Consider the following 14,566-nt stretch of genomic DNA (forward strand, 5'->3'; position numbering starts at 1 on the left):
CAGGCTCATACACTCATTCTACGGACCCGTTTAGTGTCCCGTTTCTACACTAAGCAGCCGTCTCACCAGTAACAATGCCCAACCTATCCCCAAAATCGGACTAGGTGAAGCAAGTCAGGTGGAGGAAGGACTGCGCCCTCTTGGAAGAATGTCTGGCGATGATCACCCCTCCATGCGACGTCGACCACGGTCTTCGCAGCGGTCGACGGGTAAGCGGTTCGCCAAGACGATGAACGAATGTTCAGGGTTGGTCTCTGCCATGTTCTTCTCGCTCTTCTGGCTCGTCTGCCGCTGAGACTCGGTGAGTTCTGCTCCTGCCGGAGCAGCGGAAGGGCGAGCACTTGGTCCTCGCCCTTCCGCCGGGCAGTGTCAGTGCTTCGGACCGTTCCCCAGAGATTCGGCGGTTCCACGAGCCGTGTCTTTGATCTCTTCCGCGGCTTGTCTGCCCTCGGCCTGGATTTTTTCGGTCTTGTCTTCGGCCTGCAGGCCTTTGTCACCACTGGCTTTGCATGCGGCAGATTTCGCGGAGCCCTTGAGCTTGTCGGCTTCGGCGGAGCTGTCGTTCATGTTTCTTCCTTTCGCGTGCACGACGGATCTCGCGCGGGCGGGCGGGGTCCGATGCGATGGGAGATTCTGTGTGAGAAGTGTTCGGCTGCCTGTGCGTCAGCTGTTGATCAGCAGCAGGATCTTGCCGTGATCGAGCTTCTCTTCGAGGTCGTCGGACTCGTTCGACGTGAAGCCGAACTCTTCGAAGATCGCGCGCAGCTCGTCGCCCTTCTTGTCATACCGGGTGCCCACGTGATTGCTGAGATCGTCGGGCTCGTTGGCGTTGACGCTGCCTGCGACGCGGTCGGTGCGGTCATCGTCATGGGAGAGGACGAAGAGGTCGTCCTTGGCGATGCCCGCTGCCGCCTGGCGTTTCACTTCATCCATCAGTTCGGTATCGTCCTGGAACTCTTTGACTGCGGGTTTCATGCCGACTCCTTTCATGTTTACGACGTAATCACGCTAACAGATGCCACGCCCCTGAGTGAGGGGCCGAAGCCGAATTTTCAAGGGGGTTCTCCTGGTAGCGGTGTCGATGTAGCCTAGAGGGCGCAACCCAAAAATGTTTACACACTAATCGTGTCAGGAAATTGAGAGGATGTGTTCGCCTGTGTGACACGCAAGATGAGCGAGCAGGTTCAACCTTCGTCAATCCGGGCAGGGAGGATCCCATGGCCCAGAACCGTCTGACCAGGAACGACCTCGTGGCAGCGGCGATCACATTCGTCGACGTACACGGACTCGATGCGCTGACAATGCGACGTCTCGGGCAGTCCCTCGGGGTCGAAGCCATGGCGTTGTATAGGCATGTCTCCGGACGCGAAGACCTTCTCGAAGCGATGGTCGAAGCTCTTATCGACAGTCTGTTCGATAACCGGCGGATGAGGCAGACGCCGTCGTCGTGGGAGGACTATCTCCAGCGGGTGGCAAATACGACGAAAGAACTGGCGCTCGATCATCCTGGGATCTTTCCTCTGATTGCTACTCAACCGTCCCAAGCCCCGTGGCTGCGTCCTCCATTGCGCAGCCTGCGCTGGGTCGAAGAGTTCCTTTCCATGCTGCAGCAATTCGAGTTCTCCGATGCGGCCGCGGTCGGTGCCTACAAAACGTTCACCAGCTTCCTCATCGGGGATCTGCTCCTGCAAGTCCATTCCACGAATTTCGCCATCACCGACGAAGACGATCACGAGAGGTCCGATGACGACTCCGACTTATCGGAGTATCCCACCGTGAACGAGCTGAGTGACCTGCTCAGCGAAGATCATCGCCAACGCCAGTTCGACGATGCCCTCGACGAACTCATCGAACGCATCCGCCTCTCACCAACCAATTAGCCATACCCTCAGACAGCTCACTGAGCTGAGAAGGATCAACATGCTCGACACCTCTTCAGAGGCCCTCCAGGTCCTTCTCGTGGCCGACCCGGGCCTGCCCAGCCGCCGAGCGGCCGCTATCCATCAACGACTCGAAAGGCTTCTGCAAGACGCGTATGGGGTCACAACGACCTTGTACACGGCGACTGACACCATCCGCTTGACACCGGAAAGCGAACTCGACCTCAGCGCTGTCGAGGACCTTCGGGCCGACTACCCGGACGTCAACATCGTTCTGATCCTCACCGAGATCCCGCGCCATACTCAGGGCGACCCGCTGATCGCCGAGGTCCATTCCGACAGCAACTTAGCGATCGTGTCCTGTCCCACTCTTGGCGCATGGTCGACCAAGCGCCGCATCATCAAAGTGCTGATGAGTTCGGTCAACAAGTTGGTGCCGTGGGATCCCGAAGAGGCGACCCGACGATTCCTGCTGCGTTGGTCGAACTGGTCGAGGAACGAAGACACGCAGCACCAATCGCTGCACGCCCACACTTTCACTGGAGGCCCACGTCTGGTGCTGGGAATGACGATGGCCAACGACCCGTGGCGCACCGTCCCGAAGCTTTCTGGAGCCCTCGCCGCGGCATCGGCCACAGGAGCTTTCGGCATCTTCTACAGTTCCATCTGGCAGATGTCGACCTATCTGTCCACCACGCGGCTGCTGTCGATCGGCGCGGCCGCCATCCTGGTCATGGTCACCTGGCTGATCATCAACCACAAACTCTGGGACGAACCACGCAAAGACAACCTGGCGACGGTAGTGATGTACTACAACTTGTCGACCGTCCTGACCCTGCTGATCACCGTGCTCGCGCTCTACGCGGGACTGGTCGGCTTCATTCTGCTGGGCGGCCTCGTCGTCATCGACCCCGAGTTCATGTCAGCCCAGATCCAGCAGGAGGCGGCGGTCGCCAACTATCTCGATATCGCCTGGCTCAGCGCAGCGATGGGCGTCGTCGCCGGCGGTATCGGCGCAAGCTTCGACTCCGACTTAGATGTGAAACGACTGACTCACGGACAGCGCATGCGCCAACGGGTCTACACCGACAACCACCCGGACACCGACGATGTCAGCCAGAACTCCTGATGGCTGATAAGGACCGGCCCAGCGATTTCAGAAAGATATGACATGAACACACAGCATCGGTTAGACGTCACTGGGATGATTTCAGCGCCTCTGGGCTCCTGGCGCGACGAACGCGCCTGCCAGGATGATCTGCGAAAGCTGGTCACCAGCAATGCGCAGACCGCTGACAAGGTTCGCGCCCTGAGTCGATTTCTCGGACTCACCGGGACGACGTCTCACATGCGGCAGTGGGAGTCGCTGCTCGAGGTGGCGGCCATCGATGTCGCTGTCGCTCGGATGCTCGAACCCCATGTGGATGCGCTGGGCATCCTTGCCGAAGCCGGACACGACGCACCCGATGGCTCGACCTGGGGCGTCTACGCCGCCGAGTCTCCAGCCCACGTCCTCACCGTGGGCGCAGAAGGCGAACAGACCGTGATCGATGGAGAAAAAGCCTGGTGTTCCCTGGCCGCCGAACTCTCGCACGCCATCGTCATCGCCGGCAGCGACGGGGGATCGTACGCCTGTGCCGTGGACCTCAGGGACCCCCGAGCGCAGGCCCAGCCGACTGCCTGGCCGAGCGTGGGGCTGCAGGAGATCCCGAGCGGAAGTGTCGCATTCACGAAAACGCCCGTCACCGTCCTCGGTCCGCCGAACTGGTACCTGGATCGAACTGCATTCGCTTGGGGAGGCATCCGAGTGGCAGCATGTTGGTTCGGCGCCGCCGTGGGACTGGCAAGAAATGCCGTGCGACGGCACAGCAAGCGCTCCAACCCATCCACAGTCGGTGAGATGCTGATCGGTCAGCTCGAGGCTGAGATCTTCTCGATTCGCAGCGTCTTCGCGCAGGCAGCGGCCGCAGCCGACGGGAGTGACGAGTACTCCCGTGCACGTGCCTGGACCGTGGCCCTGACAGTGCGCAATATCGTCTACTCAGGAGTTCGCCGGATCCAGCACCTGAGTCGCGAAATCGCGGGACCGGCGGCGCTGACAGGCGATGTCGGCTTCGCCAAAGCCGACGCTGACCTCACCGTCTACATCAGTCAGCACCACGGTCCACGCGATGAAGCCGCTCTCGGCACGGAGCTTCGCACGAAGGTCGACCACAATGGGTTTTGACCATCGTGACCCCGGTACGACCGAAGCCTCCTGGAGGGAAGCCGGCGTCCAGGATCTTCCCGCGCTCGGAGTCGAGGCCATGCCTGCCGAGGCCACGTTCATCATCCTTGCCGCACATCCGGACGATGAGGCCCTTGGAGCCGCCGGCCTGCTGGCCCGCCTGCGCCGGTGCGCTCATCGAGTCGTCGCCCTGCTCTTCACCGCAGGGGAACGATCCCATCCGGCGTCTCCCACCCACTCGACGAAGGAACTCAGAGAGATGCGTCTGCGCGAGTTCGATGCGGCACTGGATCTGTTTGATCACGAGCGTCTGTCCCGCCGTTTCGTGGGGTTGCCTGATGGGCAGCTGGACGCATTCAGCCAGAGGATCGTCGACGAGATCGCGGTCGAAGTGGACCAGCACCAGGGGCACGTCGTGCTCGTCTCACCCTACAGCCGGGACGGACATGGCGATCATGAGGCGATCGGTGCAGCAGCCCTGCAGTTGGGGCGTGAGCATCACACGATGGTGCTCGAGTACCCGATCTGGTACTGGCATTGGGCAGTCCCTGCCGATGAGGCTTGGCGCAGCTGGTCGTTTCTGTCCGATCCGGCGAACTTCGACAGACAGGCAGTGTTCGACGGGTATCCGTCGCAGGTGTCAGCGCTATCCGATCAGCCCGGAGACGAAGCAATCCTCAGCCCCGCTCATCTCGAACACTTCCGTCGTGGTGGAGACATCTTCGCGGTCTCGGACTTCCGCGACGGTGCGGCTCCGGTGCCCGGTGGCGACGGCTCAGCGAAGCTCCACGACGCCAGTGCGGCTTCTGCGGTCTTCGACGAAGTCCACGTCCGACGGTGCGACCCCTGGCAGGTGTGGAGTTCCGAATATGAGATCGCCAAACGCAGGAATCTCCTCACCCATCTGCCTGCGGTTCCGTACGCTCATATCCTTGAGATCGGCTGCTCGGTAGGCGCTTTGACTCATGATCTCGCCGGTATCGGCGCGCAGGTGACGGCAGTCGATGCCAGTGAGGAGGCGTTGCGAATCGCCAGACGGCGAGGGACGATCCCGTCGGCGGAAATCCACTTCGTTCACGCCACCGTCCCCTTCGAATGGCCTCAGGGCACTTTCGACTGCGTCGTGCTGTCGGAGACCGGCTTCTACCTCAGTCGTTCTCAGCTTCTCGAAACCTTGGAGAAGATCGATGGCTCGACAACGGTTCGTTTCATCCTGGTGCTCTGCCACTGGAGGGGCGAGATCGACGATTGGCCGCTGGATGCCGATGAAGTCCATCGCATCTGCTTGGGCGCCTGGCCTCATCATCGCGTTGAACACCGGTATCAAGGGGGCTACCGTCTTGACATCATCACGGTCGACAAGGGCTCCCGCCCAGCCGCGTCGGAGGGGCACGCATGATCAGGCGTTTAGGTGTCATCATTCCGGCCCACAATGAAGAGGACGACATCCTCGGGTGTCTCGAGTCGTTGCAGCGATCACACTCATACGCTGTCGAGAGAGGCATCAACTGTCGGTTTCGAGTCGTTGTCGTGGCAGATGCCTGCACCGATGCCACGGCGAGCATCGTCGAGGACTTTGCCGCCAGGCATCGCAACGTATTCGTCCTCGCGACCTCTTTTCAGTCCGTCGGTCGAGCCCGCGACTTCGGATGGAGGCACTTCATGCGAACCGAGGAATCCACAACAGGGGAAGACTCCGACTCGGCGTGGGTGTGGGTCGCATTCACAGACGCCGACAGCAGAGTGCCCGAACATTGGATCACCACCCATCTCGAACTCGCCGCGAGAGGCGTTGATTGCCTGGTGGGCACTGTGGCCCCACGCCCTGAGACAGCAACGGCCGACCTGGTCGCAACTTGGCATGCCAACCACGAACTGCTCGAGAATCACCCGTACATATTCGGAGCGAACATGGGGCTGCGCGCCAGCGCGCTCGAAGCCATAGGAGGCGTGCCTCCGCTGGAATGTGGTGAGGACGAAGCAATCGTCGATGCGGTGCTGCGGGAGGGCGGCCGCATTCGCAGAACCGATGACTGCAGAGTGCTCACGTCTGCTCGTCTGTCCGGTCGCGTGCGCGGGGGCTTCAGCAGTTACTTGCGTCAACTGACGTGAAGCGACGGTGCTTTCCTCCCGAAGCGGAGTCGGAGCCTGTCCTACTGAGCGGTGCACCGAAAGGTGTCGCCGTCGTTCCCGGCTTCACGCGAGGCCTCCCTGCCGGGAATGACACCTCACGTGAAGGCGGGAGAAGATCAGGCGAAGATGCTCACCCCTCCTGGGCCGACGAGACAGCCGACGACGATGAGGACGACGCCCCACAGAATCTGTTTGCGCAGAATTGCGAAGATGCCCGAGATGACGAGCAGCGCTGCGAGGATCCACAGAACAATAGCCATAATTTAACTTCCTTATCGGTTTCACTGTGAGTGCGGCATCACCGGATCGAGAGCCGGTGAGGAATCTGATCGACGCCGAGGCTGCGCGCAGCCGACGTTGGAGAGTTGTCTCTTTCTTGGTCTGCCAGCGGATGCGATTCCAGATGCTGCTTCATCCGCGGAGTCTGCCGACCATAAACAACACTCGCCGAGAAGATTACAGTGTAAACACCGCGAGCGATACCTCCTCCTTCACAGAGGGGTCGTCTTCGGGGTCACAGCGGAGTGAGAGGGGCGATCGGTCCCGACCCCTTATGACGAAGAATGTGGACGGTACGAGGCAGGCGTGACAGGCTGATGTGATGCGTACACTCACGGTCCTCGGAGCCTCGGCCGCCCACCCCGTCCCGGGGGAGGCCTGCAGCAGCTATTTCCTTGACTGGGATGGGTTCCGACTTGTGCTCGATCTCGGCTATGGCACGTTCCCACGCCTGCTGAGCCATGTGCCGGATGCTGAGATCGATGCGGTTGTCATCACCCACGAACACCCTGACCACTGCATCGATCTTCACGCGCTGTTCCGTTTCCGTCAGTATGCCGAGACACCGACGAAGAAGCTGCAGCTGTACTGCCCCGCCGGAGTCATCGACCGCCTCGGCGCTGTCGAACCAGGCCTCGACATGACCTCGGCATGCGACATCCATCTGCTGCCTGGGCACTTCGAGGTCGGGCCTTTGAGGCTCAGCTCCGTGTCTTTGCCGCATTTCGTGCCCAATTACGGAGTTCGCCTCGAGACCGCGACGGCAGCGGTCGCCTTCACGGGAGATACCGGACCGCATCCGGGACTCGCTGATCTCGGTCGCGCAGCCGATGTCTACATCGTTGATGCCACCGACCGACCCGGCGAGCAGGACAGCACCCGCCGCAACCTATTGACTGCTTCCGAAGCCGGTGAGTGGGCTCAGAGAGCCGGTGCCAAGCGGCTGCTTCTCACCCATTTCTGGCCAGGCAATGACCGTTCAGCGTCCGCTGAAGATGCAGGTGAGCACTTCAATGGAGAGGTTCTCACCGCCGAACCCGACTTGCGCATAGCTTTCTGACCGCTCGCACCGGCAACCGCGGCGGAGGGCCGTTGGCAGCTGACCGCCGAGACACAGAGATGGCCGGCACGCGTCACCGCCCGACGTTGCCGGCGAGAACGCCGACCAAGGTCAGCGCCATGGCGATGGCCAGAGCGATCGCCGAGGCGACGAAGGCAGCGACGATGTGCTCGCTCAGAACCGCCGCGACGATGGCCGGTCCGACGATCTGACCGATGCTGTACCAGGACGTCAGCTTCGCCGAGGCGTTCGCGACGCCCATCTGCGTGCCGACGCCGATCGTCATCATGACCACCCCGATGAACGTGAAGCCGAAGAGCGCTGCGGCGATGATCAGCACGGTCGGGGTCGAGCCGAAGACGGCGAGCAGGGCACCGAAGACCTGGAGGCAATAGCAGACGGTCAGTGCCTTGACCGTGCCGATGCGGGCGGCGACGGCTGACCAGGTCAGGGGAGAGGCTGCGGTGGCGATCCCGGCTATGAGCCACGTCGAGGCAGCTGCGGTTGCTCCGAAAACTGGACCAGCCAGCACGACGAGGTAGGTGCCGATGATGATGTAGCCGCCGCCTTGGAAGAAGTAGCCGGTGGAGAGGATCGCCATGGCTCGGCGACGATTGGCCTCGAAGCGGGTGGCTGCCTCGGCGGGATCGTCGGTGTCGGTCTCGGTCGGGGCGGCCGCCTCGGTGGGGGTGGGATTCTGTGGGATCCGGGCGGGGATCGGCCAGGTCCAGGCGATGATGGAGAAGATCGCGGATACGGCCGCGCAGATGAGCCACAGTTGGCGCCAGTCGGCGACGCTGCCGGCGGCGAGCACGATGGCTCCGGAGACGAGGATGCCGAAGCCGACTCCGCCGTAGGAGATGCCGCCGTCGCGGGGCCTGCGGGAGTTCGCGGGAATGCGTTGGGTCACGCACACGAAGATCAGCCCCGAGGCGATTCCGGCGATCGTGCGGATGCCGCCCTGCCAGATGAGATTCGGGGTCAGGGCGACCGCGGCGAGGCCGAGTGTGGAGACGATGAGGCTGAGGCGGTAGACGAAGCGGTTGGGTTCGACCCAGCCTTGGGCGATGACGAGGGTGCCGATGAAGTAGCCGACGTAGTTGAGCGTCGCGATCCATGCGCCGGGAGCCGAACTCCAGTGGAGGGCTGCGACCATGAGGGGCAGGGCCGGGGTATAGAAGAACCGGCCCATGCCCATCGCCACCGACAGGCCCAAGGCACCGCGGACGGGGGTGAGGGAGGGCCGGGCGATGCTGTCGGGCATGGCGGTTCCTCTCCTCGGGTGGGCTCAGGTGGCGTGGTCTCCACCCTTACGATGCCATGAGCGCGGGGCGGCCGCCTCGGCGGGTGGGGATTCGGACTTCGGACGTCGACGTGGTGGAGGCGGACGTCTTGCCTTGTTTGGGCGGGAGGTGTCTCGAAAGGGACTGTGGAAGTTGTTGATTCTGCGGGGACAGGGCAGAGTTATTGGAGTGAACCTCAGAAGGAGTATCCAGGGTGGCGTGGTGGCGCTCGCCCTCGTTCTGTCGGGGTGTTCGTGGTTCGACTCGGATGATTCAACGTCCTCGAGCCAGTCCCCGGAGCCGAGCCCTACTCCGACTGAATTCGAGCAGTCGTTTGCCGGCGCGGTCTCCGGAGACGATGCGGTGGTGACTGCGTCGACCGACAAAACGGGTCCGGGCCTCACGGCAGACAATGTTGGGATCTCGTTCGAAGCCACTGACCTCGCCGATCCTCGGCTCGATCCGGCGCAGTCCAATCTCGACGAGCAGTTGAAGTCCCTCGGGTCGCCGGCGCTGCGGTTCGGTGGCAATGCTCTCGACCGGAGGACGTTCTGGACGTCCCAGGGTGAGAAGTCGAAGCACGGTGAGAAGGTGACCGTCACCCCTGATGACCTCAAGCGGCTGAAGAAGCTCGTCGACGTCACCGGTTCGTCGGTCACCATCGGCATTCCTCTTGGGACCTACGATCCGAAACGCGGAGCGGACATGGCCGCGCATGCGGTCGACATCCTCGGCGGTTCTCTTGTCGGTCTGGCGATCGGCAACGAACCGAACGGGTACACCGTCAAGGATGTGCCCAGTGGTGCCGTGCGCGGCAAGGGGTGGAACAAGGACAAATACGTGGAGCAGCTTGAGGTGTATGCCAAAGCCATCCATGCGAAACGGCCGGATGCGCCGATCATCGGTCCCGATGTCTACGACGGGGCATGGATGGAGGCTTTCGCCGGCTCCGGTGTCGAACATAAGAAGGCGATTTCGCAGCACTGGTATCAGCTCTACGAATGCGATTCGTCTCAGGTTCCGGGGCGGGGGCCGCAGGCGGCGAACCTCATTGATCCCTTGGCGAAGAAGGCGGCGAAGAAGAACCTCGGCATCGGGAAATCGAAGGCTGACGCTGCGGATTTGCCGCTGTGGCTCGAGGAGACCGGGCCGACGAGCTGTCCGGGCACGAACGACACGTCACTGACGAACGCGTCGGCGTTGTGGGCTGCTGACTACACGATGTATGCGGCGACGCTCGGTGTGGAGCGGATGGCCATGCATTCGATGCTCGGGGCGTGCAATGGGGGAGCGCCGATGTCGCTCATCTGCGATCCGGCCGATCACGGGGACCGGTCGAACTCATTTCAGGTGAGGCCGAACATGCTCGGGCTCAGGTTGCTGGTGCCGAGTGTTGGTGGGCATTTCACCAAGACCTCGGTGGCTGGCGGCGGGAACATGAGCGCCTACACGGTGGTGAAGAACGACGGCCGCACGTTGGTCACGACGGTGATCAACGCGAACGACGCTGCCTCGGTGGGTGGGAATCCTGTGACTCTGTCGATGCCGTCGGGGTTCAGTGTTTCGTCGGCGTCGCAGGTGTACGGGGAGTCGAACGATGTGAAGAGTGCTACGCAGGTTGTGCCGGCGAACCCGCTGCCGGCTGATGTGCCGTTCAGCGGGGACGGGGCTTCGGGGGCATCGGCGAGCGCGTCGGCTGGGGCGGGTGCCACCAGCTCGTCGGCTACTCCGAGCGGCGGGATGGGCGACGACGGAAAGCTGCGGATCGACCTGGCTGGGAGCTCCGTGACGGTCTTTATTATGCGCAAGGGGTGAGGTGGGCCGATCGGACCGCTTTTCTCCGCGCACGCCCCATAGCCGGCCGTGCTGAAGACTCCTTCACATGGGCGTGGCTGTGGGAAACGCCGTCAGCTCCGGTGCGGGGTTTCCGAGGATGCTGCGGGCGACGGCATCGCCCAGCAGCGGCCCGAGCGTCAGCCCGCCCGCGCCGTAGCCCGTCATCGTCCATAAGCCTGATCTGTCCGGCACTTCTCCGGCGATCGGCAGGTTGTCGTCACCCATAGGGCGAATGCCCACTCGGGTCTCGATGACTGTGGCATCGGCCAGTCCGGGCGCCAAATCCAGCGCGTCCCGGAGGACCTGCAATTGTCCCGCGGCGGTGACGCGGGGATCGTAGCCGCTCCCGGTCTCGCGGGTTGCGCCGACCGCGATCCTGCCTCCATCGAACGGGGTCATGTAGTTGGGTGTGAAGGGGTGGACCGTTGGCCATTGTGAGGTGTTCACTCCACGAAGGTTGAGATGGGTGATCTGTCCACGCTGCGGGCTCACTGAGCAGCTCACACCGAGGGGAAGCAGCAGTTCTGGAGTTCTTGCCCCTGCTGCCACGACGACAGAGTCAACGTCGATCGGACCGCGCATCGTCTGCACTCGCCATCCGGTGTCGCCGAGGGGATTGATCGCGATCACTGCGTCCTCGCAGTGCTCGGCCCCTAGAAGGACTGCGGCACTCAACGTCGCATTCCGGAGAACCCGGCCGTCGACCCGTCCGCCGCCGGAGACGTACAAACCCGTCAGTTCGGTGGACAGGGCGGGAAACAGTTCGTTGACCTGTGTGCTGTCTACGCGCTCCAGCGTTCCTGCGACGGAACCGGACTCAGCAATGCGCTGGGCTACCCGGTCTTCGACGGCGTCGAGTTCTGTATCGTCTCGCGAGACCATCAGGGCGCCGGAGCGCCTGTATCCCAGTTCGGGAATCCCCAGGTCATGGAGCCTTGCGAGGAACTCCGGGTAGTAGTTGCCGCCGGCTGAGTACGCTTCATAGAAGGCACCGGTCGAGGACGAGACCCAGGGAGCGATGATCCCGGCGCTGGCAGCTGTCGCCTGCCCCGAGGCGGCATCGTCGATCAAGGTAACCGTCGCGCCCCGACGCGCCAGTCCGTAGGCAGTCGTGACTCCAGCGATTCCTGCCCCGACGACGGCGATCTTCATTGTATTCATAGTTGGCGATATTCCTTTCGGTCCGGGCCCTGGGGCCAGCTTACGATCCCGACTACACCCTCAGATTGAGCTCATCGGGTGTTGCTTTCGACTCGACCGTCAGTTCGACGCTGCCACTGGCGGACCCAGGCGCGGCCGTAGTCGTTGCCGTTGGTTACGCGCATGAGCGTGTGCACATGGAAGCGCTGGGGGACGTCGTAGTCGAGGAACACTCCGCAGTGGTGGTCGAGTTCGATGATGAGTACTGGTGACTGGAATCGGTAGTAGAACACATCTCCCGGCTCGGTCCCACCGATCCAACTGAAATACGACTCGTTCAGATGTTCCCTGACTTCGCGCACCTTCGCGCGACGCGGCCCCTCGGGCAGGATGTTGAGGAAGGTCGCGACGAGGTCGACGACCGCTTCCTGTGCCCGCGCATCCAGCGTGGCCACCTGCACCCCCTCGTAGGGGATGACCCGATTGTCCTGAAACGCCCCGGCCAGATGGCGCTCATCGCCGGGATGGATTCGCCCTTCGGGCATCGCAGGATCGACGATCACGTCGTAGATGACCGCCTCGGCGTGCTGATTCTCGCTCATGCACGCGATGAGGTCGGTGCCGGCGTCGACGCGATCGTCGAAGGATCGCAGGCCCGCGTGCGGCCCCGCGTCGATTTCGTTTGGCTCAGCGCCGTGAAACACCGGGGCTATCGTCATCCGTCCCTCGACGACGAGGCAGTTGACGGCGCAATGATGTCCATAGAGCTGCCATCCCCAGGGAGCCCTGACATCGGGAGTGCCGTAGACGGCGAAGTTGTATGAGAACTCCCCGAGGACGTTCTCCAGACCCACGACCTCGCCGAGGAATCCGTTGATGAGCATCATCGAGTGGGTGAGTTCGAAGCCCTCCTTGCTCAAACTCGCCCGGACGAGGTCCAACGCGGTGCCCTGTAGTCTCTGCCGGACTAGCGCACTCGCAGCGCCGCGGGCTTGATCGTCACATCGATCCGGTTAGTTTCACCGACTTCGTCACCGTCAACCTCGACGATGCGCGGCTGCTCAAGCTCAATCGTCAATGAAGAAATCCGCTGATGTACCGCGCTCTCACTGCTCTGCGCAGACTCGTCCTTCGCCATCATCTTCCGCAGACCGTTATCCCACACCATGTTCTTCATCGTGTCGAGCCAACCGGCGACACCCTCTGCCTTGAGGATAAGGACATCCAGTTCACCATCGGTGGGATCGGCATCGGGAAGGAGAGTGATACCACCCTGCAGCGTGCCGCAATTGCCGACGATGAGCGTATGCGCCGACTCGTGCCCGATCGGTTCACCTCCGCGTGACAGGTTGATCTCCATGACATCGCTGGCTGAGACGGCACGCCCAAGCGACTCAACATAGGCCAGCCATCCTGCCTTGTCCTTAAGGTCATCGTTGGTCTCTGTGATCATGTGGGCATCTATTCCGAACCCGGCCATGACGACGAAAGGCTCACGATTCATGCCCTGGGGAAGGGTGACCTCCACCCAGCCCATATCGATTTCGCGTGCTGTGCCGTTGAAGGCGCGATCCATTGCCTCGCCCAAGCTGTTGAGCGGAACGTCGAGATTGCGGGCTAGGAGGTTCCCGGTCCCCAGCGGAACGATGCCGAGCTCGGCAGAGGAGCCGATCTCCGCGAGGTGACCAGCGATCGCACGGACTGTCCCGTCCCCTCCTGCCGCGATGATCACTTCAGCACCGGCATCGAGCGCGGCCTGCGTCGCTGATTTGCCGGGATCGTCTTCCTCAGTTTCGTGCCACGTGATATCGACGCCAGTCTGTGTCGGGAGCGCGGCCTCAAGGTCTGCCTTCTCGGTCTTGGACGGATTCCACACAATGCCGACATGATTGGCATTCATTTCGGGTCCTCTTCTTAGACGATGCTGCGGGTGGTGTTGCTTGGGCATCGGCTTCAGCCGTCGGCCTGTTCCCAGGCTAGCGCAGTCGTGACCACGTCAGGCAGGCAGCCCGCTCTGATCCAGCCCAACCTCCAGCTACTTCCAAGGATGGAGGGCGCCATGATCACCTCCAGCGACCCGACCGGCCGTCTCGTCCGCCCGGCTCGGGGCGGACGTACTTCGATCACAGACGCTCACCAGGCTGACGGCTCTGCGACGGGATGCTCACCAACTGGCATTGCCGACGCACAGGCATTGGAGCCGAGAGCCTTTTCGGTATATAACACTGACATCAATCACGACACCGTTGGACCGAAGGTAGGTGATGAGAAGTTGCGTTGGGAACAGACAGCGATAGAGACCGCTAAACAGGTTCATCCCGATCCCGAGTTTGATGTCCTGGGACACTCCTATTCGCTTTCGGCGTTGCGCGAGCACAAACGGGAAGCATTCGTCGATGGTGCACGATGGCAACGAAGCAGACTCGGAAGCGATGAGAGCGTCGAACGCGTCCGGGCGTACCTCCGCGACACTGTCGGCATAGACGTCGACGAAAATACTCCCCGCGAACTGGTCAAGGCGTTGCTTAAGGAGTCCTGAGGCGGTCAAGCGACACAGGCCGCTGGCCGGCCGAGGATCGATAGCGGGATGATATCGCTTTGCCAATCAGTGCTCGAGCGTGCCAGGGCCAGACAATCAACAGTTTCTCCAAGAAGCTGACGAACATGTTCTCCTCGTTTCTCATCTCAACCGAACATGGTCTGGCCCCGGGGGATGCCCCGGGGCCAG

The 14,566-nt window shown here is 62.2% G+C and carries 15 protein-coding genes; 8 read left to right on the forward strand and 7 right to left on the reverse strand.

Annotated elements, in window-relative coordinates; translation table 11 throughout:
* Positions 1-369: 369 nt before the first annotated feature.
* Positions 370-567: a CsbD family protein gene (locus HK108_RS18400; RefSeq protein WP_139470066.1), complete on the reverse strand. Its 198-nt coding sequence runs from the start codon at positions 565-567 to the stop codon at positions 370-372.
* A gap of 96 nt (positions 568-663) precedes the next feature.
* A complete protein-coding gene (locus HK108_RS18405) occupies positions 664-975 on the reverse strand; it encodes a YflT domain-containing protein (protein ID WP_025776677.1) in 312 nt (103 codons plus the stop codon).
* A 275-nt stretch (positions 976-1,250) separates the two neighbouring features.
* Here HK108_RS18405 and HK108_RS18410 point away from each other — a divergent pair, with 275 nt between their 5' ends.
* Genes HK108_RS18410 through HK108_RS18430 form a run of 5 tightly spaced genes read left to right on the forward strand, consistent with a single transcriptional unit; the run spans position 1,251 to position 6,219 of the window.
* The gene (locus HK108_RS18410) at positions 1,251-1,880 is read left to right on the forward strand and encodes a TetR/AcrR family transcriptional regulator (protein ID WP_229664271.1); all 630 of its coding nucleotides are present in this window, start codon (positions 1,251-1,253) and stop codon (positions 1,878-1,880) included.
* A 40-nt stretch (positions 1,881-1,920) separates the two neighbouring features.
* The gene (locus tag HK108_RS18415) at positions 1,921-3,009 is read left to right on the forward strand and encodes a hypothetical protein (RefSeq protein WP_180345692.1); all 1,089 of its coding nucleotides are present in this window, start codon (positions 1,921-1,923) and stop codon (positions 3,007-3,009) included.
* A 42-nt stretch (positions 3,010-3,051) separates the two neighbouring features.
* On the forward strand, positions 3,052-4,107 hold the full coding sequence (locus HK108_RS18420) for an acyl-CoA dehydrogenase family protein (RefSeq protein ID WP_139470072.1): 1,056 nt from the start codon (positions 3,052-3,054) through the stop codon (positions 4,105-4,107).
* The gene (locus HK108_RS18425; protein ID WP_139470074.1) at positions 4,097-5,506 is read left to right on the forward strand and encodes a PIG-L family deacetylase; all 1,410 of its coding nucleotides are present in this window, start codon (positions 4,097-4,099) and stop codon (positions 5,504-5,506) included. The genes HK108_RS18420 and HK108_RS18425 overlap by 11 nt, the downstream gene beginning before the upstream one ends.
* Positions 5,503-6,219: a glycosyltransferase family 2 protein gene (locus tag HK108_RS18430; RefSeq protein ID WP_139470076.1), complete on the forward strand. Its 717-nt coding sequence runs from the start codon at positions 5,503-5,505 to the stop codon at positions 6,217-6,219. Before HK108_RS18425 ends, HK108_RS18430 begins: the two co-directional genes overlap by 4 nt.
* A 137-nt stretch (positions 6,220-6,356) precedes the next feature.
* On the opposite strand, the gene HK108_RS18435 is transcribed toward HK108_RS18430, so the two are convergent.
* Positions 6,357-6,500, reverse strand: a complete 144-nt coding sequence (locus HK108_RS18435; protein ID WP_167193803.1) for a GPGG-motif small membrane protein — start codon at positions 6,498-6,500, stop codon at positions 6,357-6,359.
* Between the two features lie 341 nt (positions 6,501-6,841).
* On the opposite strand from HK108_RS18435, the gene HK108_RS18440 reads away from it, so the two are divergent.
* Entirely contained in the window at positions 6,842-7,579 is a 738-nt protein-coding gene (locus tag HK108_RS18440; RefSeq protein ID WP_181272591.1) for an MBL fold metallo-hydrolase, read from the forward strand.
* Positions 7,580-7,652: 73 nt separating this feature from the next.
* Here HK108_RS18440 and HK108_RS18445 read toward each other — a convergent pair whose 3' ends face one another.
* A complete protein-coding gene (locus tag HK108_RS18445) occupies positions 7,653-8,843 on the reverse strand; it encodes a YbfB/YjiJ family MFS transporter (protein WP_139470079.1) in 1,191 nt (396 codons plus the stop codon).
* A gap of 385 nt (positions 8,844-9,228) precedes the next feature.
* Between HK108_RS18445 and HK108_RS18450 the strand changes: the two genes are divergently transcribed.
* Positions 9,229-10,677 carry a hypothetical protein gene (locus tag HK108_RS18450; protein WP_229664272.1) on the forward strand — a complete coding sequence of 483 codons (1,449 nt, stop codon included), beginning with the start codon at positions 9,229-9,231 and terminating at the stop codon, positions 10,675-10,677.
* Positions 10,678-10,740: 63 nt separating this feature from the next.
* On the opposite strand, the gene HK108_RS18455 is transcribed toward HK108_RS18450, so the two are convergent.
* The 3 genes from HK108_RS18455 to HK108_RS18465 form a co-directional block, all read right to left on the reverse strand.
* The gene (locus tag HK108_RS18455) at positions 10,741-11,850 is read right to left on the reverse strand and encodes an NAD(P)/FAD-dependent oxidoreductase (protein WP_180345693.1); all 1,110 of its coding nucleotides are present in this window, start codon (positions 11,848-11,850) and stop codon (positions 10,741-10,743) included.
* A gap of 80 nt (positions 11,851-11,930) precedes the next feature.
* On the reverse strand, positions 11,931-12,779 hold the full coding sequence (locus HK108_RS18460) for a DUF3500 domain-containing protein (protein WP_180345694.1): 849 nt from the start codon (positions 12,777-12,779) through the stop codon (positions 11,931-11,933).
* Between the two features lie 26 nt (positions 12,780-12,805).
* Positions 12,806-13,738, reverse strand: a complete 933-nt coding sequence (locus tag HK108_RS18465; RefSeq protein ID WP_139470102.1) for a diacylglycerol/lipid kinase family protein — start codon at positions 13,736-13,738, stop codon at positions 12,806-12,808.
* Positions 13,739-13,897: 159 nt separating this feature from the next.
* Between HK108_RS18465 and HK108_RS18470 the strand changes: the two genes are divergently transcribed.
* Complete coding sequence (locus HK108_RS18470) at positions 13,898-14,377, forward strand: hypothetical protein (RefSeq protein WP_139470082.1); 480 nt, start codon at positions 13,898-13,900, stop codon at positions 14,375-14,377.
* Positions 14,378-14,566 lie beyond the last annotated feature (189 nt).

It is taken from the genome of Brevibacterium sediminis, assembly GCF_013623905.1.
GTDB lineage: Bacteria > Actinomycetota > Actinomycetes > Actinomycetales > Brevibacteriaceae > Brevibacterium > Brevibacterium sediminis.

What these genes read in the sequence shown, in the direction of transcription:
- HK108_RS18400 (WP_139470066.1), bottom strand. Translation starts at nt 567, where the DNA reads ATGAACGACAGCTCCGCCGAAGCCGACAAGCTCAAGGGCTCCGCGAAA.
- HK108_RS18405 (WP_025776677.1), bottom strand. Translation starts at nt 975, where the DNA reads ATGAAACCCGCAGTCAAAGAGTTCCAGGACGATACCGAACTGATGGAT.
- HK108_RS18415 (WP_180345692.1), top strand. Translation starts at nt 1,921, where the DNA reads ATGCTCGACACCTCTTCAGAGGCCCTCCAGGTCCTTCTCGTGGCCGAC.
- HK108_RS18420 (WP_139470072.1), top strand. Translation starts at nt 3,052, where the DNA reads ATGAACACACAGCATCGGTTAGACGTCACTGGGATGATTTCAGCGCCT.
- HK108_RS18425 (WP_139470074.1), top strand. Translation starts at nt 4,097, where the DNA reads ATGGGTTTTGACCATCGTGACCCCGGTACGACCGAAGCCTCCTGGAGG.
- HK108_RS18430 (WP_139470076.1), top strand. Translation starts at nt 5,503, where the DNA reads ATGATCAGGCGTTTAGGTGTCATCATTCCGGCCCACAATGAAGAGGAC.
- HK108_RS18435 (WP_167193803.1), bottom strand. Translation starts at nt 6,500, where the DNA reads ATGGCTATTGTTCTGTGGATCCTCGCAGCGCTGCTCGTCATCTCGGGC.
- HK108_RS18440 (WP_181272591.1), top strand. Translation starts at nt 6,842, where the DNA reads ATGCGTACACTCACGGTCCTCGGAGCCTCGGCCGCCCACCCCGTCCCG.
- HK108_RS18445 (WP_139470079.1), bottom strand. Translation starts at nt 8,843, where the DNA reads ATGCCCGACAGCATCGCCCGGCCCTCCCTCACCCCCGTCCGCGGTGCC.
- HK108_RS18455 (WP_180345693.1), bottom strand. Translation starts at nt 11,850, where the DNA reads ATGAAGATCGCCGTCGTCGGGGCAGGAATCGCTGGAGTCACGACTGCC.
- HK108_RS18465 (WP_139470102.1), bottom strand. Translation starts at nt 13,738, where the DNA reads ATGAATGCCAATCATGTCGGCATTGTGTGGAATCCGTCCAAGACCGAG.
- HK108_RS18470 (WP_139470082.1), top strand. Translation starts at nt 13,898, where the DNA reads ATGATCACCTCCAGCGACCCGACCGGCCGTCTCGTCCGCCCGGCTCGG.